Raw genomic sequence first — 20136 nt, forward strand, 5'->3', positions numbered from 1 at the left:
GTTGGACTCACGGGGTCAGGGGTTGTCTTTCAGAGGGCAGGCCGCCTCCCAGGAGAAAAAGCCGTCTTTCTCAATGGCCCAGAAGCTTTCGATACGCTCACGGTAGTAGTCCAGGTTTTCGCAGTCTTTGTCGATGGCAGCCGCCAGTTCGGCACTGATTTGGCCCGCAGTGGCCAGGTAGCGGTAAAAGGCCTGTATCCCCTGCAGAAGAGACGCAAGCTCCACCATGTTGGGCTCCAGGTTGCGGACGATGTACCAGTTGCCGGCAAATTGCCGCACGCGGTTCAGACGCAGGTGGAAAATATTCTCGCGGCAATGGTCGATGACGAAGTCCTTCAGGAAGTAGGAGGCTGCGTAGGCTTTTTCACTGGCCTCTTCAGGGCTCTGGGACTGCTGCTCGATCAAATCGAGGTAAAAAAGTTTCAATAACCGGTCGATGAGGTCGTTAAGGCGTATTTCATCCTGCAGGCTGTTGACGTTGAAATTTTCGGGGGTGAAAAGGTGATCGGCCGCAGCCGTGTGGTCTGTTTGCGTCATAATAATCTCCTTGGCTGCCGGTTTATCTATCACTGGGACTGGCAGAGGTCAAGGTTTTTGCGGTTTTGTCCCGGAGATTCAACGGGATTGCTATTTACATGAAAAGAGGGGTTTGTTAACATAACTCCCGTTTTGTCCGGCGCTTTCCGAGATGTCCTACCGCCGGCCCAAGTGGCTTTACATTTCCAGATCATTCTATCCTACTTGAGGTTTTTGTCGTTCATGTCCAGTAATACTCCCATGATGCGCCAGTATCTGGAGATCAAATCCCAGTATCCCGACGCCATCCTTTTTTTTCGTCTGGGTGACTTTTACGAAATGTTCATGGAAGATGCCGTTACGGCATCCCGCGTTCTGGACATCACCCTGACCTCCCGTAACAAAGGGGCAGCCGAAGAGGTGCCTCTGTGTGGCATTCCCTATCATAGCAGCCAGCCCTACATCGCCCGTCTGGTGGAGAACGGCTACAAAGTCGCGGTCTGCGAACAGGTGGAAGATCCGCGCGCAGCCAAGGGTATTGTCAAGCGTGAAGTCGTGCGGGTGGTCACGCCGGGATTGATTGTTGACACCGACACCCTGCAGCCGAAGGAAAACAACTACCTGATGGCGCTGGTGTCCGAAGAGGATGATCGCTGGGGAATCGGTATTATCGACATCACGACGGGAGAGTTCCGGGTCACGGAAGTCGACTCCCTTGAAAGTGTGCGCAGCGAGCTTGCTTCCGTCAATCCGCGTGAAGTGCTGCTGCCCGAAGGAACCGCCGGAGAAGGGCTCCGCCATTTGCTGGCCGCCTCCCTGCAGGACCGCATGGTCAATGTCCTGCCTGAGTGGACTCTGGCCGGAGATCGAGCCGAGGGGCTCATTCTGCAGTTCTTTGCCAGCGGATCCCTTGACTCCTTCGGCTGTGCCGATCTGCCCGGTGCCATCAGGGCCGCCGGCGCCATTCTCACTTATCTGGAAGAGACTCAAAGGGGGGCGCTTGATCATATTCGGGCCCTGTCCACCTATCATACCCGCGACTATATGGTTCTCGATGACACCACCCGTCGCAACCTAGAGCTTACCGCCACTCTGCAGGGCGGCAAAAAGGGCTCCCTTCTCGGCGTCCTCGATCGCACGATGACGGCCATGGGGGGCAGGCTGTTGCGTCAATGGATTCATCATCCCCTGGTGGATGTGGAGCGGATTCGTCGACGGCAGCAGGCGGTGGCCGAACTCGTTGAACAGAGTCTGCAGCGTCACGATTTTCGGGTGGCGCTTGATGGTGTTTATGACCTGGAACGCCTGAACGGCAAGATAGCCATGGGCAACGCCAATGCCAAGGATCTGGTGGCGCTTTCCGTCTCTCTGGCCCGCTTGCCCGTCCTGATCGACGGATTGACCGGGCTGGAGAGTTCGTTTCTGCAGGATCTTCGCAAAAACATGGACCCTCTGGACGATGTCAGAGAGGTCATCGGCCGCGCCATTGCCGAGGATCCACCTTTTGTGTTGCGCGAAGGCGGCCTCATTCGGGATGGATTTAACGAACCCCTGGATGAATTGCGCCGTATCAGCAAAGAAGGCAAGGGCTGGATCGCTCGTCTGGAGGCGGAAGAGAAAGAGCGCACGGGTATCTCCACCCTCAAGGTGCGTTTCAACAAGGTCTTCGGCTACTATATCGAGGTCTCCAAAGGGCAGGTCAGCCGGGTGCCCGAGGACTATCAGCGCAAACAGACCCTGGCTAACGCCGAGCGCTACATCACGCCGGCTCTGAAGGAATATGAGGACAAAGTCCTTGGCGCCGAGGACAGGATTGTGGAGCTGGAATACGATCTTTTCCAGCAGGTCCGCCAGCAGGTCGCTTCACAGGGGCGTCGCATCCAGCAGACAGCGGATGCCCTGGCGACCCTGGATGTTCTCTGCTCACTCGCCGATCTGGCCCACGACCGCCGCTATGTGGTCCCCCAGATCGAGGAGAGCCTGGAGCTGACGATCATCGAAGGGCGTCATCCCGTTATCGAGGCCATGAATCTCAACGAGGGCTTCGTCCCCAATGACGTCGAGATGCATGGTGACGACAACCAGTTGCTCATTATCACTGGCCCCAACATGGCCGGCAAGTCAACCTTCATGCGCCAGGTCGCTCTGATCACCCTGCTGGCCCAGATGGGCAGCCTGGTGCCGGCCAGTTCCGCCCGCATCGGGGTGGCCGATCGTATCTTCACCCGGGTTGGCGCCAGCGACAATCTGGCGCGTGGGCAATCGACCTTCATGGTCGAAATGACGGAGACAGCCAATATTCTCAACCATGCCAGCCGCCGCAGCCTGATTATCCTCGATGAAATCGGTCGGGGCACCTCCACCTTCGATGGTGTCAGCATCGCCTGGGCCGTGGCCGAATACCTGCATGACAACCCTCAGGTGGCCGCCCGCACGCTTTTTGCCACCCATTATCATGAACTGACCGATCTGGCCCTGACCCGGGAGCGGGTGAGAAACTACAATATTGCCGTGCGGGAATGGAATGACCAGATCATCTTTTTGCGCAAGATCGTCGCCGGCGGCGCCAGTCACTCCTACGGCATTCAGGTCGCCCGGCTCGCCGGCCTGCCGGCAGCTGTTATCTCTCGCGCCAGAGAGGTCCTTAAAAACCTTGAGTCGGGAGAATTCGAACAGGAGGGCGTCCCCCGCCTGGCCCGGGGAAAGCAGGGTGCTCGCCAAAAAAACAGCCCCGATCAGCTGTCTCTGTTCAGCCCAGGCACAGACGAAATCCGCCAGTGCCTGGAGGGTCTCGATATCTCCACGCTGACGCCGCTGGAAGCTTTGAATATTCTGGCCGACTTGAAACAGAAGGTGGTGTGACATGGTCCTTTTCCGAAAAATTCTTATAGTCTGCTTCTGCCTGTTGACCGTTCATCCCGCTCTGGCCCAGGACGCTGAAAACGACTACCACCAAGCCAAAGCCAACTATCAGAAGCTGCTCGATTCCCGCCAGAAACAGCTTTATCGTGATAGCTGGGTTCGGGTCCGTGATCAGTTTGTGGCGGTTAAAGAGAAATACCCGCGTCATTCCCGCGCCGCCGACAGTCTCTACATGGCCGGCAAGACCACGGAGGGACTCTATCGTGTATCCCTGGTGGCCGCCGATGCCAGGGAGGCCGTCGCCTTTTACGATGATCTGGCGACCCTCTACCCTGAAAGCTCCCTCGCCGACGATGGTCTGTATCTGTCCGGAAGTATTCTGGCCGAGGTGCTGGCGGAAAGCGCTCAAGCCTATCTTCGGTTCGCCCGGCTCATCGAGCGTTATCCCCAGGGCGATATGGTTGACAAAGCCCGTCCCAGGGTCAGGGAACTGGCTCGCTATGCGACAAGTACCCCACAGGCACCCGCGGCCGCGCCACCGCCGTCAGAAGATGGCCTCCGCCAATTGACAGGCATCCGCTTCTGGTCCAGCCCCGATACGACCCGAATCGTCATCGATCTGGAGGCATCGGCCAATTACGTGGTCAACCAGTTGCGCGGCGACCCCAAAAAGCAGACGTCGCCGCGCATCTATATTGATATTCTGGGCGCCAGTCCCTCGCTGGCTCTTGGCGACACCCTGAACGTCAATGACGGCCTGCTGCGGCAGATCCGTACCGGTGTCCCTGCCCAGGGCACGGTTCGTGTCGTTCTCGATCTCACCAGCCTTAAAGATTACAAGGTTTTCTCCCTGGACGATCCTTTCCGGATCGTGATCGATGTCGAGGCCGACCGCCAGACCGAAATCACGGCCACCAAGCCGGTGGTCTCCGCGCTGCCGTCTTCTGCCCAGGACGGCATCGCCGGCATCCTTGAGCGGACACCAGAGGACAAGCCTCTTCAGCTTCATATTCCCCAGGCCTCCTCCGGCCATGCGATGCGGCGCATCGTAATTGATCCAGGACATGGCGGCAAGGACCCTGGGGCCATCGGTCCCTCCGGCGTTCTTGAAAAAGATATTGTCCTTAAGCTGGCCAAGGCTCTCAAAGCCCGCCTCGAAAACGATCTCGGCGTCGAAGTGCTTTTGACCCGCGACCGGGATATTTTCATACCCCTCGAAGAACGAACGGCTTTTGCGAACAAGGTGGGCGCCGATCTGTTCATCTCTCTGCACGCCAATGCCAGTCCCAGTCGACAGGCGTATGGCATCGAGACGTACTATCTTAACTTTTCCAAAAACGATAAAGCAGCTGCTCTGGCTGCCCGGGAAAATGGCACCTCATTGAAAGAGGTCGGAGATCTGGAACTGATCCTTTTCGACCTGATGGCCAATGCCAAAATCAATGAATCGAGTCGCCTGGCTGCGGAGATCCAGAATTCCCTTGTGAACGTGCTCTCCAAAAACTACAGCAAAGTCAAGGATCTTGGCGTCAGACAGGGGCCATTTTATGTTCTGTTGGGGGCCACCATGCCCTCCGTTCTGGTGGAGACCGCCTTTATCAGCAACAAGATGGAAGAGACCCGCCTTCTCAGTGACAAATACCGGGATCGCGCCGTGGCCGCCATCTCCCAGGGTGTGCTCAACTATACCCGTTCCCTTAAAATTATGGCCTCGAACTGACAGGGCGTCCCGTGAAAACAGAGCATTTTTTTACTCCTGAACTGCTGACCAACTCCTCCATCCCCTATGAAAAGAGGCGGACTCTTCTTCTGGAGGCGTCCCGTCGCTATCTCGATTATCATCAAGCCAGGATTCAGGCCAAGCACTACGCGGGAGCTTCCGGCACCTCGGTGGTCGGGAGTCTGACCTCCATGATCGACACCCTCATTCGCAATCTTTATCGCAGTGTCTCAGCGGACGTCCCGGAGAGCCAATTCGGAGCCTGCACCCTGGTGGCCTTGGGTGGCTATGGTCGAGCCGAGCTCAACCCCCGCTCGGATATTGACCTGATGTTCTTTTACACGGGCAAAGACAAGGATTTTGCCGAAAAGATTTCCGAAAGAATGCTCTATCTGCTCTGGGATCTGGGCCTGGACGTCGGTTACAGCGTTCGGACCGATGCCGACTGCCTGCAGATGGCTGACAAGGATATCACCGCCCGCACGGCCTTGCTTGACTCTCGCTACATCGTCGGGGACGAGGATCTTTACCAGGATTACACGCGAAAGGTGCTTGCCGTCGTTGTCGCCCGCAATACGGGAGAATTCATCCGGCAGAAGCTGGAAGAGAACGACCGCAGGCTTAAAAAGTATGGTTCTTCCGTTTATCTCCTGGAGCCGAATGTCAAGGAGGGGGAGGGAGGCCTGCGGGATCTCCATGCCTCCCTGTGGATCGCGCGTGTCAAGTTCAAGGCCCGCAATCTGCGGGAGCTCATCATCAAGGGCGTTCTGACCGAGCGGGAAGGGGAGGAGTATGAAGCCGCCCTCGACTATCTGTGGCGCCTGCGTAATCACCTGCATTACCTCTCCAGCCGTAAAAACGAGCAGATGCAGTTCGACAAACAGGAAAAACTGGCCCAGTTCTTCGGGTATCGTGACAGTCGGCAGGGGCTGGCCGTCGAGCAGTTCATGCAGGACTATTATTCTCATGCCACCCGCATTGAGCACATCGCCTCCTCCCTTATCGCCAAGGCGACGCAACAGGATGATCCCGGTTCCCGCATCCTGGGCTATCTGACCCGCCGTGTGGTCGATGAGGGCTTCTATATTCTGCGCGGCGAATTGCGGCTGAGCGATGATAGCCTTTTCGAGCGTGACCCTGCCGCCATGATGAAGGCTTTTTTGCTGTCGCAACGGCATGGTGTTCCTCTCAACATCTCCCTCAAGGGGATGATCCGCGACAACCTGCGCCGGCTCAACGACAAGGTGCGGCGTTCCCGTGCCATTAATGAGATGTTTCTGGAAATACTCCGCAGTCCCAAGGGGGTGGCGGAAACGCTGCGGGATATGCACCACCTGCAGTTTCTCAACCGCTTTATTCCCGAGTTCGGTCGCATCTACTGCAAGGTTCAGCACGATGCCTATCACATCTATACAGTTGATATCCATACGCTTTTTGCCGTCGAAGAGGTGACCAAGGTCTGGCAGGGGGTGTACCGGGAGAAGAAACCGGTTCTCACCCAGGTGGCCAACGAAATAGAGAAGCGAGAGCTTCTGCTGCTGGCCGTGCTCTTTCACGACATTGGCAAAGGGGAAGGGAAAGATCACTGCAACAAGGGCGCCGATATGATCCCGACCATTGCCCGGCGCCTGGGGCTGAACCGCGAGGACAGCCGCCGTCTTGAATTCCTGGTGCGCAACCATTTGAAAATGGCTCACATTTCCCAGCGCCGGGATTTACACGACGACCGTCTTATCGTCGACTTCGCCCGCAGCATGGGGATGAGCGAAAATCTGCGCATGCTCTACCTGTTGACCTTTGCCGATATCAAGGCCGTCGGCCCGGATGTCTGGTCCGAATGGAAGGGATTTCTGCTGCAGGAGCTCTACGAAAAAGCGTACATGGTTTTGGAAAGAGGGGACTTTCAGCTGGAAAAACGCTCGGAAAAGGTGCGTAACCGCAAACGCAAAATACTGGCCCTGCTCCAGGACGACTATGACCCCAAGGCCATAAGAGATGCTCTGAAAACCATGAGTACCCGCTATCTGCTGTCTTACCGCTCCGCGGACATCGCGGCGCATCTGCGCCTCTCCTTCAGCCGTCGGGACAGAGCGCTGGCCATGCAGGTGGAGCATGTTCCCGAGCAGGAACACAGTCAGGTGACAATCGCCACCCTCGACGTTCCCGGCCTTTTTTCCAAGATTACCGGAGTTATGGCCGCCAATAACATCAACATTCTCGGCGCCCAGATCAACACCCGCAGCAACGGTATCGTCCTCGACGTTCTGCAGGTGCGCAGTTCGGCAGGCACAATCATCGCCGATGAAGCCAAATGGCGTCATGTGGAGGAAGATCTGGCGGCGGTGCTCGAAGGGCGGGTGAAGGTCGATACCCTGGTGAGCAAGATGCAGCGTCCCAGCTTTTTGACGGAAAAAGCCCGCCCCCGCATTCCGACCCGGGTAGAAATTGATAACCAGGCCGCGCAGGAATACACGGTCATCGACATCTATACCCATGATAAGGTCGGTCTGCTGTATGATATCACCAAGACTCTGAAAGAACTGGGATTGTATATCGGCGTCGCCAAGATTTCCACCAAGGTCGATCAGGCCGGAGACACCTTTTACGTGCAGGATATCTTCAGCCAGAAAATTCTGCAGGAAGACAAGGTCGCCGAAATCCGGGAAAAACTTCTTCTAAGTCTTGACGGTGAGTATCCGCCGGAAACGGCTCGACAATGAGGCGCCTGGCAACGGGCAGGCAGTGAATCCATGGAACAAAGCGTCGATCTTTTTCTCAGTTACCTGTCGGTAGAACGTGGTCTGGCCGCCAACACGCTGGAGGCCTACGGCCGGGACCTGGCCCGCTATGTCGATTTTCTCGAAAGGGAAGGGGTCCGCGAGGCAGACGGCGTGTCGCCGCCTATGGTTCTGCGGTTTCTGGCCCGTCTTAAGGAAGAAGGGCTTTCTGCGCGCAGTCGGGCCCGCGGCCTGGTTTCGGTCCGCATGTTCCATAAGTTTTTGCTGTCCGAAGGTCTGGCCAGCCTTAACCCGACATCCCAGGTGGAAGCTCCCCGCAGCTTGCAGTCTCTTCCCCACACCCTCAGCCCCCGCGAAGTTGAAAGACTACTGGCGGCGCCCCTTGGGGAAGAACCACTGGCCCTGCGCGATAGGGCCATGCTTGAAATCCTCTACGCCACCGGTCTGCGGGTGTCTGAGCTGGTCGGCTTGACCCTGGCCGATCTCCAGCTGCAAGTGGGTTATCTGATGACGCTCGGCAAGCGCAGCAAACAGCGCATTGTCCCCCTGGGAGAAACCGCCATCGCTGAACTGCGACGCTATCTCAGCCTGGGGCGCCCCTTTCTGGACAAGGACGAAAAAAGCCCCTTTGTTTTCCTCAACCGGTTCGGGAAGGGGTTGACACGTCAGGGCTTCTGGAAGATTATAAAGCGCCGTGCGCGGGAGGCGGGAATTACCAAAAATATCATGCCTCACACGCTCAGACATTCTTTTGCCACCCATCTGCTGGAAAATGGAGCGGATCTGCGCTCGGTTCAGACCATGCTTGGTCATGCCGACATTTCAACTACCCAGATCTATACCCATGTCACGAGGGAGCGTATCAAAAAGATCCACGAACAGTTCCATCCCCGGGGATGAACCTCGCTGTGGAGCTTTTCCCTGTTTATCCATAAAAATGATTGAGAGGAGACCATGAAGTACGTCGTATTGCTCGGCGACGGTATGGCCGACGAGCCCCTGGAGGAGCTCGGCGGTAAAACCCCGCTGGAACATGCCCAGACCCCCCGAATGGATGCCCTGGCCAGGGCTGGCCAACTCGGCATGGTAGAGACGATTCCGCCGGGATTCCACCCCGGCAGCGATGTCGCTAATCTTTCCGTGTTCGGTTACGACCCGTCCCGCTGCTACAGTGGCCGTTCGCCTCTGGAAGCTGCCAGCATGGGCGTCGAGTTGGGTCCGAAGGATGTCTCCTTCCGTTGTAACCTGGTTACCCTGACTCCTCATGCCGGCCGCATCTACATGAGTGATTTTTCCGCCGGCCATGTCACCACGCCTGAGGCCTCCGAACTGATCAGCACCCTGCAGGAAGAGCTGGGCGACGAGGAGTTTCAATTCTATCCCGGTGTCTCTTACCGGCACCTCATGGTGTGGCGCGGCGGCAAGGATAAACTGAAATTCACGCCGCCCCATGATATCAGCGGCCAGAGCATTGAAAACTACCTGCCCGAAGGGGAAGGTGCCGACAAACTCATTTATCTGATGAATGCGGCCCAGCTCCTGCTCAAAAACCACCCGGTAAACCGGCAACGGGGCCTCAACGGCCAGGACCTGGCCAACTCCATCTGGCTGTGGGGACATGGCCGAGCTCCCTCTTTGCCGACCATGGCGGAAAAGTACGGCATCAACGGCGCCGTTATCTCGGCGGTGGATCTCATCAAGGGGATCGGCCTCTATGCCGGGCTTGATATCATCAACGTGCCCGGCGCCACCGGTTATATCGATACCAATTACCGGGGAAAAGCCGAATACGCTCTGGATGCCCTCAAGACGCGCGACTTCGTCTATCTGCACGTGGAAGCTCCCGATGAAGCGGCTCATGCGGGCAATCTCAAGGACAAGATTCAGGCTATCGAGGACTTTGACCGCGAGATTGTCGGCCGCGTCCTCGACGGATTACCGGCCCTGGGCGACTTCCGTGTCCTCGTGCTGCCCGACCATCCCACGCCCGTGGCCAGAATGACCCACACGGCCGATGCCGTCCCTTTTATTCTCTATTCGTCCCGGGGCGATTGTCCCGCCTCCAGTCAGGCTGAAGGGTACAGTGAAAAAGCCGCCAAGGGCAGCGGTCTGGTCGTTCGCCAGGGACACAAGCTCATGGATCATCTTATTCTGGAGCGGAAATTCTGAATCAGAGGAACTGTCGGCTATTAATCCTGGTTGTATATTCTGTAAATAAATGTGGTATCAAGGTGTTATCTTCAGAGTACCCGGTGTTTGCGGGTCAATTTTCGATTGACGGAAGAAGTGGGCTTTTGGTAAGTTCGCCCCCTTTATAAACGTATAGAAGGAATGGTATCGTGCCCAAAGTCGTTATAGATGAATCGCGCTGCAAAGGCTGCGGCCTCTGCACCATCGCCTGCGCCAGGGGGCTCATTACCCTGAGTGAAAAGTTGAACAAGATGGGTTTTCAACCGGCTGTCATGACTCCCGAAGCCTTGGAAGCCTGCACCTCCTGCGCCTTGTGTGCGCAGATGTGTCCCGATGTCGCCATCACCATCTACCGGCAAGTAAAAACGGATGGTCCTGCCCACAAAGCTTAGAATGACTTTTAAGAAGGCTCGTGTGTCCTGACAGGCATTGTCCCGGGACCAGCCTATTCTGGAGGAACAGATTTTGTCTAACCGGCTTTTTGTCAAAGGAAACGAGGCAGTCGCCATGGGTGCTCTGGAAGCTGGCTGCCGCTACTATTTCGGCTATCCCATCACGCCCCAGAGCGACATCCCTGAATATATGTCCCGTGAGCTGCCTAAACTGGGTGGCGAGTTCATCCAGGCCGAAAGCGAGGTCGCTTCCATCAACATGCTCCTGGGCGCCAGCGCCTGCGGCGCCCGTGCCATGACCTCCTCTTCGAGCCCGGGGATTTCTCTCAAGCAGGAAGGAATCTCCTACATGGCCGGTAGCGAGCTTCCCGGCCTCATCGTCAACATTTGTCGCTCCGGACCCGGTCTTGGCGGCATTGATGCCTCGCAGGCCGACTATTTTCAGGCGGTCAAGGGGGGTGGGCACGGTGGCTATCATATCATCGTCCTGGCACCCGATTCGGTACAGGAGATGTACGACCTCAGCATGCTGGCCTTCGACCTGTCCGACCGTTATCGCATTCCGGCCATGCTGCTGGGTGATTCGGTGATCGGCCAGATGAAAGAAGCTCTGATCCCCCATCGTTACCAGCCTGCCGACCTGCCCGCCAAGGACTGGGCTGTCGCCGGCAAGGGCAATCGCGGCAAGCAGACCATCGTCAAGTCGCTCTATCTCGGCGACGGGGAACTCGAAGCCCATAACTGGCGCCTGCACAAGCGCTATGATCTGCTCAAGCAGCACGAGGTGCGCTACGAAAGTTTCGAGTGCGAGGACGCCCAGCTGCTCGTCACCGCCTTCGGCTCCGCCGCACGCATTGCCAAGACGGCCATCCGCATGGCCCGGGCCGAAGGGCTCAAGGTCGGCCTGCTGCGGCCCATCACCCTGTTTCCCTTCCCTGAAAAGGCCTTTTTGCAGGCGACCTCCACCAGCAAGCGCGTGCTCTGTGTCGAACTCAACGCCGGGCAGATGGTCGAGGATGTGCGGCTGTCCGTGGCCCGCGATGCCGATGTCTTCTTCTACGGCCGTCCGCCCGGGGCGGGATCGCTGCCGACGCCGGAAGAGTTGCTCGCGCAGATTCGCAAATACTACGAGGGAAAATAATGACCACCGCACTGAAAAAGGTTTTTGATCGCCCTGTTTCGCTCAAGGATGTGCAGACCCATTTCTGTCCTGGCTGTCATCATGGCACCATCCATCGCCTGGTGGCCGAAGCCATGGATCATTTCGATGTGCAGAATCGCACTATCGGGGTGGCGTCTGTCGGCTGCAGCGTCTTTTTGTATGGGTACTTCGATATCGACGTGGTCGAAGCGCCCCACGGGCGCGCTCCGGCCGTGGCGACCGGCGTCAAACGGGTTCACAAGGACAAGATTGTCTTCACCTATCAGGGGGACGGCGACCTGGCCGCTATCGGCACCAGCGAGATCATTCACGCGGCTAACCGTGGTGAAGGCCTGACGGTCATTTTCGTCAACAACACGACCTACGGCATGACCGGCGGCCAGATGGCTCCCACGACCCTGCCCGGTCAGAAGACCGTCACCTCGCCTTATGGACGTGACGTCGGCAGCGACGGCTATCCGATTCGCATGGCCGAACTGCTCGCCAACCTGGAAGGAACAGCCTATTCGGTGCGGGTGTCGGTCAACTCGCCCAAGAACATCCTGGAAGCCGGCCGGGCCATCAAGAAGGCTTTCGGCTATCAGGTGGAGAACCGCGGCTTTTCCTTTGTGGAAGTGCTTTCCGCCTGTCCCACCAACTGGGGGATGGATGCCCTCAAGGCGAACGAGAGGGTGGGGGCCGAGATGATCCCTTATTTCCCTCTGGCTGTTTTCAAGGAATCTGACCGCTAATTATCCTGTCCGCCCGTAGCGGACGGACGCCTATTTTCAGGGTTATTTATGACATACGATGTGTTTATGGCCGGCTTTGGAGGGCAGGGAATTCTCCTGGTCGGCAATCTGCTCGCTTATGCCGGCATGATCGAAGAGAAAAATGTCTGTTTTTTTCCTGCCTATGGGGTCGAGAAACGCGGCGGCGCCGCCACCTGCACCGTTGTGGTTTCCGACGAGGAGGTCGGCTCCCCGGTTATCGGTCATCCCGCCTCGCTGCTGGTCTTCAATCCATTGGCCATGGAAAAATATTTTCACAAAGTCGCCCCGGGCGGCTTCTGTCTGATCAATTCCTCCCTGGTCGAAGAGGGGGGGGGTGCCCGCAGTGATCTCGACATCCTTCGCATTCCCGCCAACGAGATAGCCGTCGAGGTTGGCGATCAACGTCTGGTCAACATGGTTATGGTCGGTGCCTATGCGCGGAAAATGGGAGTTGTATCCCTGGACAGCCTCAAAGAAGCCCTGAAGTCCGTGCTGCCTGAGCGCAATCATCGTTTCATCCCCATGAATGTCCAGGCCATTGACGCCGGAGCAGCCTATGTTGACGCCCACCGTTAAGCAGGTATTATTTCTTCGCAATACATGACCTTTTTCGTGCCAGGCCGGGTATATCCCGGCTTTGTGCGTTCAGGAGCAGGAGGTTGGCGCCATGCCCGCAGTCGAGTTTGTCCAGCTCAGAAAACCTGAAAAAGCCAAACATCTCTGCGAACTGGCCGAAGCCTTTTTTGACCAGGGGTACAGGGTCCTGATCACGGTGGTCGATGAAAACCAGGGAGTCACACTGGACCGCTTCATGTGGACCTGGAAAAAGGGTTCCTTTATTCCCCATGCCTATGACAATGGCGCGGTGGATTGTCTCGACGAACCGGTGGTGATCGGGCAATGCGAGCGCAACCCCAACGGTGCCCAGGTGCTGATCATGGGAAAACCCTGCGGCATGGACTTTGTCCGACAATTCGAGCACGTTATCGATTTTGCGGAAGTGTACGATGACCACCTGCGCGAGGCCTCAAGGGAGCGTTTTCGCCTGTTCAGGGAGGCTGGATTTGCACCACGAATGCGTTAACGGGGGCGGTTCGGACAGCCTGTTTTATCTTGATGAGGTGCCTGCCCTTGAGCAGCCTCTTCCTCTGGCCGGCTCTGTCGTGACAGCCCTTGAGGCCTGGCAGGCGCGACCGGGGGAAATCATCACCGTCGTCGATCCCCAGCAGACCTTTTACCGGGCCCGTCTTGTTTCTGTTGAGGGAGAAAAGGCCACCGTCATTCCCTTTCAACAGATGCCCCGCGCCATGGAAAGTCCTGTCGATATTGAGGTCTATCAGGCCTTGCCTGAAAAGGAGCGGTTCGAGCTCGTTCTGCAGAAATTGACCGAGATTGGTGTTTCCCGCATCGTCCCCTATACCAGTGCCCGCTCTATCACCCTGCCCGAGAGGGATGCCGGGCAGAGAAAGTCCCATCGCTGGCCCGAGGTTGTCCTCCGTGCGGCCAAGCAGTGTCGACGGGCACGCCTGCCTGAACTCTTTTCCGTCCTGTCCTGGGACCAGGCAACCTATTACGCGCGGCAGGCCGAACTCAAACTGCTGCTTTATGAAGGGGAGGCGCCCTGGAGTCTTCAGGAAATTCTGAGCGAGAGTCGGCCGGCGAGCATTTCACTTCTGGTCGGGCCCGAAGGAGGGTTTATTCCGGAAGAGGTGGCGGAGGTTCGTGAGTTCGGTTTTCTTCCTGTTTCCATCGGGCCGCGTATTCTGCGTACTGAAACGGCCGCCATTCTGGGGGCGGCTTTGGTGCAATATGCCGTAGGGGACTATCGCTGAGGGACTGAAGACGCCGGGGCCGAAATATGTCGAGAATTTTTACAGTCCTTCAAGTAATCTGGCAAAACGGAGATATCCCAAAGGATTGATCCATGGTATGTATCTTGCTCTATATCGCTCAAAGGTGTTTCCGTCCTTTCCATGACAGGAAGGAATACTCTCGATGCGAACCCTGCCCGATGACATGCCCCACGGATTTGGCCTAGCCAGAGAGGATTTCTCCTGCGTGGACGATAAGCTTCTGTGTGACAGAAAACTGTCGATTCTCAAAGAAATTTCCAGCGCCATCCTGGTTACGGACAACATCAATACCATCGGCCATCTCATCCTGGACCTGGTCATGGACCATCTGCAGGCCGAGAAGAGCTCGCTGATGATGGCCAACAGTCATCAGGAGCTCTACATCCTCTGTTCCCGAGGGATCGACGAAACCCTCGCCCACGAATATCGGGTCAAATTCGGCGAAGGAATAGCCGGGTTCGTCGCCCAACAGGGAGAGCCGGTTCTGGTTGCCGACATTGGGGCAGATGAAAGGTTTTCCGGGATTCCGCGAGACCGTTATCGAACCCGGTCCTTTATCTCCTGTCCCATTATGGGCAAGGGTGGCATACTCGGGGTTCTCAACGTCAACGATAAAAGGGATGGCACCCCCTTTGACGAGACCGAATTTGCGCTGGTCAGGATACTGGCCGGCCATGCCTCAATCGCCCTGAAAAACGCTTTTCTTGTCAATCAGTACAAAAGCAAGGCCGTTGAGCTCGAAGATGTCAACCGCAAGCTTATCAACGCCGATGTCTCCCGTACCGAATTTCTCACCCGCATGTCCCACGAACTGCGCACCCCGCTGAACTCGATCACAGGAGCGGTCTATCTACTGAAAAGCGCTCCGCACCTCGAAGCTGCCCAAAGAAGCGAATTCTATGAGATCATTCACAGCGAAACATCCAAGCTGATCTCTTTTGTCGAAAAACAACTTGATTTTCTCCGCCTGCAGGATGAAAGTCGGGTGCTTAAAAAATCGGTCATCAGCCTGCAGGATATTATTCGGGAAACTTTCAACTCCCGCACGCTGCAGGCAGTCTTCGGCAGACGCAGCCTGAAATTCGATCTGGTACTGGATCAGAATATCCCCGAGATTGTCGGCGACAAAATTCTCGTCAGCCAGATGTTCATCAATCTGTTTGAAGGGATCGTTTCCCATCTCCATATGGGCAGCACAATTCGCATCGCGGTCCATGAAAACGATGTCGTGCAACTCGTCATCCAGACCACCAATCCTCTTCCCGATTACATTGTCCGCAACTTTTTTCACGCCAAGAATTTTTATTTCGCCGAGAAAGCCGAAGAGTACACCAAGCTGTATCTTGCCTTGAAAGCAGCGGAGATTCATGGCTGGAGTATGAAGGGGAATAATGTCGACGGTTTCTTCGAGATGATTCTTGAGATCCCACGAGGATCGTCCCAGAAGGCGTCAGCGACCATTGCCAACAGCCTCGACCTCGTCCTTGAGTTTGCCGCCGAACTGCTGGGCGTCAATACCGGTTCCTTAATGCTCAACGACGCCTTGACTGGTGATCTGATTATCTCCAGCGCCCTCGGGCTGGATGATGAGATCATCAAAAAGACACGGATCAAACTGGGCGAGCAGATTGCGGGTTGGGTGGCCAGTGAAGGGGAGCCTTTACTGATCGGAGACATCGAGTCGGACCCGCGCTTCAAAAGGAAGAATATCGATAATCAGTACAGCTCCAAATCCCTTCTCTCCGTCCCCCTGAAGATGGATGATCAGATTCTGGGTGTTCTTAATTTAAGTAACAAAAAATCAGGCCACAGTTTTGAACTGTCCGATCTGAAAGTCGCTTCCCTCATGGCTGCCCGCATATCCCGCCTGATAGCCCGGCTTCATGCCGAAAACGCCACGGAAGAAGACCAGTTGCGTATCCTTGGTTCTTTGGACACCCTGCTTCAGGCTGAACGCCATTACGACAAAAAAGGCAGTCGACTGCCTCGACTGGTCCAGAGGCTGATGGAGAAGCTTGTGGCCAGCGAGGAGGAATGCGCCCTGGCTCTTTACGTCGCCCGGATCTTTGACCTGGGGCTGGCCCTGATCGACAAGGACGTCCTCGACAAGACAGTTCCCCTCTCTCCCCTGGAAAAAACCACAGTCAAGGGACATCCCTATACGGCTGTCAACCTGATCGAAGAGCTCGAGCCGGATCCGGCAATCCGTCAGATTATCCTTCATCATCACGAATATTTTGACGGTTCCGGCTATCCGGACCAGTTGGAAGGGCGGAATATCCCCTTGTTGTCGCGAGTGCTCGCCGTTGCCGATTCGTTCTGCGCATTGACGGAAAATCGGGCTTATCGCAAGGCTGTGTCGGAGGCCGAAGCTTTGGATGAGATCAGAAGGCAATCCGGTACCCGTTATGATCCAAGGATAGTCGAAGCTCTCGAAGCCCTGGTCGGCTCATCCTGAGTTATGTTTTCAGCAGAAAAAAGGCAGTGCCAGGATGCACTGCCTTTTTTCTGCTGTCTGACCCTTTCCGGTTAGCGTCTTACCCGGCGATAGAGGCCCAGCCCCACCAGGCCTGCACCCAGAAGAAGCAGAGTGCCCGGCTCGGGGACGGGAGCCGGCGCGACATCCGTCATGCCGACGATCATATCGTTGTAGTCGGCATCGCCATTGTTCCACATATCTTCCATGGCCGCGTAGAGGGTGGCTCCAAATAGGTCTCCCGCCCCAGGGGCGGTGTCAAAAATGAGAAAGTGGTCGCGGCCGTCTTCATTGAGCAGTGACTGGGAATAGTAAGTGATGTTGTTGGCAGTGAGGAAAAGACCAAAGGTTCCGTCGATAGAAGCCGTTTCATTGGAAGTCGTGTTTGTAACCGTTCCCGCCCCCAGGTCGAAAGCCAGCGTGGTAGCCGTTGTGGGGCTGTCAGAACCGGTAAAAACAATCAGTTTGTCCAGAACACTGATTATTCCTTCGGTGTTCACCTGATACTCATAGATGCCAAATATATTGCTTGAAGCCCAGCCGGCATCTTCTATGCGCAAAAAGGCCGTTGAGCTATCCGCTGTGCCGTCCGTATCGGTCAGGACAACGGTTTCCGCTCCCGTATCGTAGTAGTCGATCCCGTTGGCGGTCAGGACCTGATTGCTGAAACTCAGAGCCAGGGCGCCAGCGGGGAAAAGAAGGACGAGCAACAGAGTGAGCAGTTGTTTTTTCATTTATTCCTCCTGAGGGCTTGGGGGCTACTCTACGCCAAATATTTTTAGATGTTTTAGACCAAAGCAAATTGCTTGCCAATGGGTAAGTGTCCGAAACTATAAGGATAAAAGGCTGGATTTTACTGGGTGTAAAGATTCTCGACAGGTCCTGGGTGCCGGTGGCCGGATCAGGCTTGAAGCTTTTAATATTAATGATAGAATTTTTTTCGAGGTTTCCTCGGCAACATTTTTGGGGGAAAAATGGCGACACTCCCCTGGCGAGATAGACTATGGCTCTCTACCAATATGTGGTTGGCCCCGATCTCCGCATCCTTTCCAGCCGGATCCTGCAGGGCACAGAATCTGCGGATCGGGTACGTCCAGGTGCTGGCCTATTTTATTATCATCACATTCCTCGACTCCTTGTGGATGGCGATGATGCGGTATCCCGGGTTCTTGCTACCGGTGAAAGTCTTACCCTCCAGGCCTTTCCTTTCAGTTGCCCCCATACAACGCTGCCGATGGATGCTCAACTCGACCCTCTCCTGGATGCCGAAGGAGGGGTCGCCGGCGTGACCATATCCCTTCACCTGCACCATGAATGTCCGTATTTTCATCAGAGCGTTGAATGTCAGCATCTGATCGATCTGGGTAAAACAGCCTCGACCCTATCTCATGGCGTGCGCAACCCTCTCAACGCCATCAAGGGAGCGGTAGTCTATCTCAAAGACAAATACGGAAATGAAAAGAACCTGGTCGAATTTACCGAAATCATGGAAGAAGAGATTCTGCGCCTTGAGAAGTTTATCAGCGGTTTTCTCAGCACCACCTTCGATGACCTGGAGAAACGCCAGGTTGAGCTCAATCGGATCCTGAAAAAGATCGAAACCTACACCTCGCTACAAATCATGTCTCTCCCCGTGTCGCTTTCCTTCCGCTACGGAAACGTCGGATCCCTGCGGCTGAATCCTTTTCAGGTCGAGCACGCGATTCTCAATGTCATCAATAACGCGATCTCTATTCTTAAAAATGGTGGCCATGTCTCCGTGGAGACTCGACTTGAAAGCAAAAATGGGGAAAATTTTGCCGTGGTAGAGGTTGTTGATGATGGCCCCGGCATGCCCGATGACATTATCAGCTCCCTTTCTCAGCCCCAGATATGCACTGCCAGTAAGTCAGGCAAGGGCTTTGGCCTGTTTCTGACACGCGAAGCGATGGAGTGTCACGGCGGCTTTCTTCATATCGAGCGACTTACTCCAAGAGGCACCTCCGTTAAAATGGGTTTTCCCAGTGAAACCGGAGACTGCTAAGATGACCAATGAGGTTAGTGGACATATTTTGGTGGTCGACGACGAGGCTAATGCCCGCAGGGTCCTTTCCGCCATTCTTGGTGAGGCCGGATATGGGGTGGTGGAGGCGGAAAGCGCCCGCGACGCGCGCAAGGTTTTGGGCTCCCAGGACGTGGATGTGGTCATCAGCGATGTCAGAATGCCCGAGGAAGATGGCATAGAACTCCAAGACCATATTGCCGAACACTACCCGGATATTCCTGTCATCTTTCTCACGGCCTACGGCGACGTCGAGTCCGCTGTCAGTGCCATGACCAAAGGGGCCTTCTATTATTTCGTAAAACCCCCCAATTATGCTGATCTCAAGGGTATCCTGTCCCGTGCCGTGGATCAGCGCCAACTCAAGCGCGAACTCCAGCTGCTGCGCGAAAAACTTGGTGAAGAAAACCGGAAATACCGGATTATCGGGCGGCACCCCGAAATCCGGCGGATTTTCGAAACCATCGAATCGATCAAGGATTCGGAAAGCAGTGTTCTGATCACCGGCGAAACCGGGACAGGCAAGGAACTGGTGGCCCGAGCCCTTCATTTTGAAGGGATTAGGGGGGCAAAACCTTTTGTCGCCGTTAACTGTGCGGCCATTCCCAAGGATCTGATCGAATCCGAACTTTTCGGTCATGAAAAAGGCGCCTTTACCGGGGCGGCCACTCGACGCATCGGTCGCGTTGAACAGGCTTCCGGGGGAACTCTGTTCCTTGATGAAATCGGCGAACTCGATCTGTCCATACAGGCCAAACTTCTGCGCGTCCTGCAGGAAAAGGAAGTGGACATGCTCGGCAGCAATAAGAGAGTTTCCGTCGATTTCCGCTTGATCTCCTCCACCAACCGCAACCTCGAAGCGGAAGTCAAAAAAGGACAGTTTCGTGAAGATCTTTTCTACCGCATCAATGTTGTTCAACTGAGAGTCCCTTCCCTTCGTCAGCGAAGGTCGGACATCCCTCTTCTGGCTGCCGAATTCGTCAAAGAGTTCTGTCGACGGGAGAACAAGTTGCTCACTCTTTCCGCCCGTGTTCTCGAAGTGTTCCAGGATTACAGCTGGCCAGGAAATATCCGCCAACTTCGTAATGTCCTGGAGCGTGCTGTCGTGCTGGCACGGGGGCGGGAAATTTCTGTGCGTGAATTGCCGGATGATCTTTTTGCCCTTCACCCTTCTGCCGAAAAAGGCGAACCCGGCAAAACGATCAAAGAGATGGAGGCCCAGGCTATTGTCGAGGCTCTCGACGCCTGTGGTGGCAACAAATCAAAGGCCTCTAAAATGTTGGGCCTTTCCCGTAAAGCCCTGTATAAACGCCTTCACGATTACCGGATTCTCGGCTGAATCCCGGTTCCTGTAGAGTGATCCTTCCAAAATTCTTCATCAGTTCATCTTATCTTCCCTCCGGCTTTTGAGCCCATTCCACCGCCTGGCTGTAT

16 protein-coding genes are annotated in these 20136 nt (G+C 55.8%); 14 read left to right on the forward strand and 2 right to left on the reverse strand.

What is annotated here, in order from left to right:
* Window positions 1-15 precede the first annotated feature (15 nt).
* On the reverse strand, window positions 16-537 hold the full coding sequence (locus AOP6_RS06310; RefSeq protein ID WP_155875766.1) for a hypothetical protein: 522 nt from the start codon (window positions 535-537) through the stop codon (window positions 16-18).
* 222 nt (window positions 538-759) lie between these two features.
* On the opposite strand from AOP6_RS06310, the gene mutS reads away from it, so the two are divergent.
* The 12 genes from mutS (at window position 760) to AOP6_RS06370 (ending at window position 16643) form a co-directional block, all read left to right on the forward strand.
* The gene (gene mutS, locus AOP6_RS06315) at window positions 760-3378 is read left to right on the forward strand and encodes a DNA mismatch repair protein MutS (RefSeq protein ID WP_155875768.1); all 2619 of its coding nucleotides are present in this window, start codon (window positions 760-762) and stop codon (window positions 3376-3378) included.
* Between the two features lies 1 nt (window position 3379).
* Window positions 3380-5098 (forward strand): N-acetylmuramoyl-L-alanine amidase, encoded by a 1719-nt coding sequence (locus AOP6_RS06320; protein WP_155875771.1) that lies wholly within the window; start codon window positions 3380-3382, stop codon window positions 5096-5098.
* An 11-nt stretch (window positions 5099-5109) separates the two neighbouring features.
* Window positions 5110-7818: a [protein-PII] uridylyltransferase gene (gene glnD, locus AOP6_RS06325; protein WP_155875773.1), complete on the forward strand. Its 2709-nt coding sequence runs from the start codon at window positions 5110-5112 to the stop codon at window positions 7816-7818.
* A 30-nt stretch (window positions 7819-7848) separates the two neighbouring features.
* The gene (gene xerD / locus AOP6_RS06330) at window positions 7849-8736 is read left to right on the forward strand and encodes a site-specific tyrosine recombinase XerD (protein WP_155875775.1); all 888 of its coding nucleotides are present in this window, start codon (window positions 7849-7851) and stop codon (window positions 8734-8736) included.
* Window positions 8737-8790: 54 nt separating this feature from the next.
* Complete coding sequence (locus AOP6_RS06335; RefSeq protein WP_155875778.1) at window positions 8791-10005, forward strand: cofactor-independent phosphoglycerate mutase; 1215 nt, start codon at window positions 8791-8793, stop codon at window positions 10003-10005.
* Window positions 10006-10175: 170 nt separating this feature from the next.
* Window positions 10176-10418 (forward strand): ferredoxin family protein, encoded by a 243-nt coding sequence (locus AOP6_RS06340; RefSeq protein ID WP_155875780.1) that lies wholly within the window; start codon window positions 10176-10178, stop codon window positions 10416-10418.
* 73 nt (window positions 10419-10491) lie between these two features.
* Window positions 10492-11559: a 3-methyl-2-oxobutanoate dehydrogenase subunit VorB gene (locus AOP6_RS06345; protein WP_155875782.1), complete on the forward strand. Its 1068-nt coding sequence runs from the start codon at window positions 10492-10494 to the stop codon at window positions 11557-11559.
* 11 nt (window positions 11560-11570) lie between these two features.
* On the forward strand, window positions 11571-12311 hold the full coding sequence (locus tag AOP6_RS06350) for a thiamine pyrophosphate-dependent enzyme (RefSeq protein ID WP_155877666.1): 741 nt from the start codon (window positions 11571-11573) through the stop codon (window positions 12309-12311).
* A 48-nt stretch (window positions 12312-12359) separates the two neighbouring features.
* On the forward strand, window positions 12360-12908 hold the full coding sequence (locus AOP6_RS06355) for a 2-oxoacid:acceptor oxidoreductase family protein (protein ID WP_155875785.1): 549 nt from the start codon (window positions 12360-12362) through the stop codon (window positions 12906-12908).
* A gap of 91 nt (window positions 12909-12999) precedes the next feature.
* Complete coding sequence (locus AOP6_RS06360; RefSeq protein WP_155875787.1) at window positions 13000-13416, forward strand: DNA polymerase III subunit chi; 417 nt, start codon at window positions 13000-13002, stop codon at window positions 13414-13416.
* Entirely contained in the window at window positions 13397-14164 is a 768-nt protein-coding gene (locus AOP6_RS06365) for a 16S rRNA (uracil(1498)-N(3))-methyltransferase (RefSeq protein ID WP_213194798.1), read from the forward strand. The genes AOP6_RS06360 and AOP6_RS06365 overlap by 20 nt, the downstream gene beginning before the upstream one ends.
* Before the next feature lie 163 nt (window positions 14165-14327).
* Complete coding sequence (locus tag AOP6_RS06370; RefSeq protein WP_155875791.1) at window positions 14328-16643, forward strand: GAF domain-containing protein; 2316 nt, start codon at window positions 14328-14330, stop codon at window positions 16641-16643.
* A 71-nt stretch (window positions 16644-16714) separates the two neighbouring features.
* Here AOP6_RS06370 and AOP6_RS06375 read toward each other — a convergent pair whose 3' ends face one another.
* On the reverse strand, window positions 16715-17395 hold the full coding sequence (locus tag AOP6_RS06375) for a DUF4114 domain-containing protein (protein ID WP_155877667.1): 681 nt from the start codon (window positions 17393-17395) through the stop codon (window positions 16715-16717).
* Window positions 17396-17664: 269 nt separating this feature from the next.
* Between AOP6_RS06375 and AOP6_RS06380 the strand changes: the two genes are divergently transcribed.
* Window positions 17665-18684 (forward strand): HAMP domain-containing sensor histidine kinase, encoded by a 1020-nt coding sequence (locus AOP6_RS06380; RefSeq protein ID WP_155875793.1) that lies wholly within the window; start codon window positions 17665-17667, stop codon window positions 18682-18684.
* A 1-nt stretch (window position 18685) separates the two neighbouring features.
* Window positions 18686-20041 carry a sigma-54 dependent transcriptional regulator gene (locus tag AOP6_RS06385; RefSeq protein WP_155875795.1) on the forward strand — a complete coding sequence of 452 codons (1356 nt, stop codon included), beginning with the start codon at window positions 18686-18688 and terminating at the stop codon, window positions 20039-20041.
* The last annotated feature ends 95 nt before the right edge of the window (window positions 20042-20136 follow it).

This window comes from Desulfuromonas sp. AOP6 (assembly GCF_009731355.2).
GTDB lineage: Bacteria > Desulfobacterota > Desulfuromonadia > Desulfuromonadales > SZUA-540 > SZUA-540.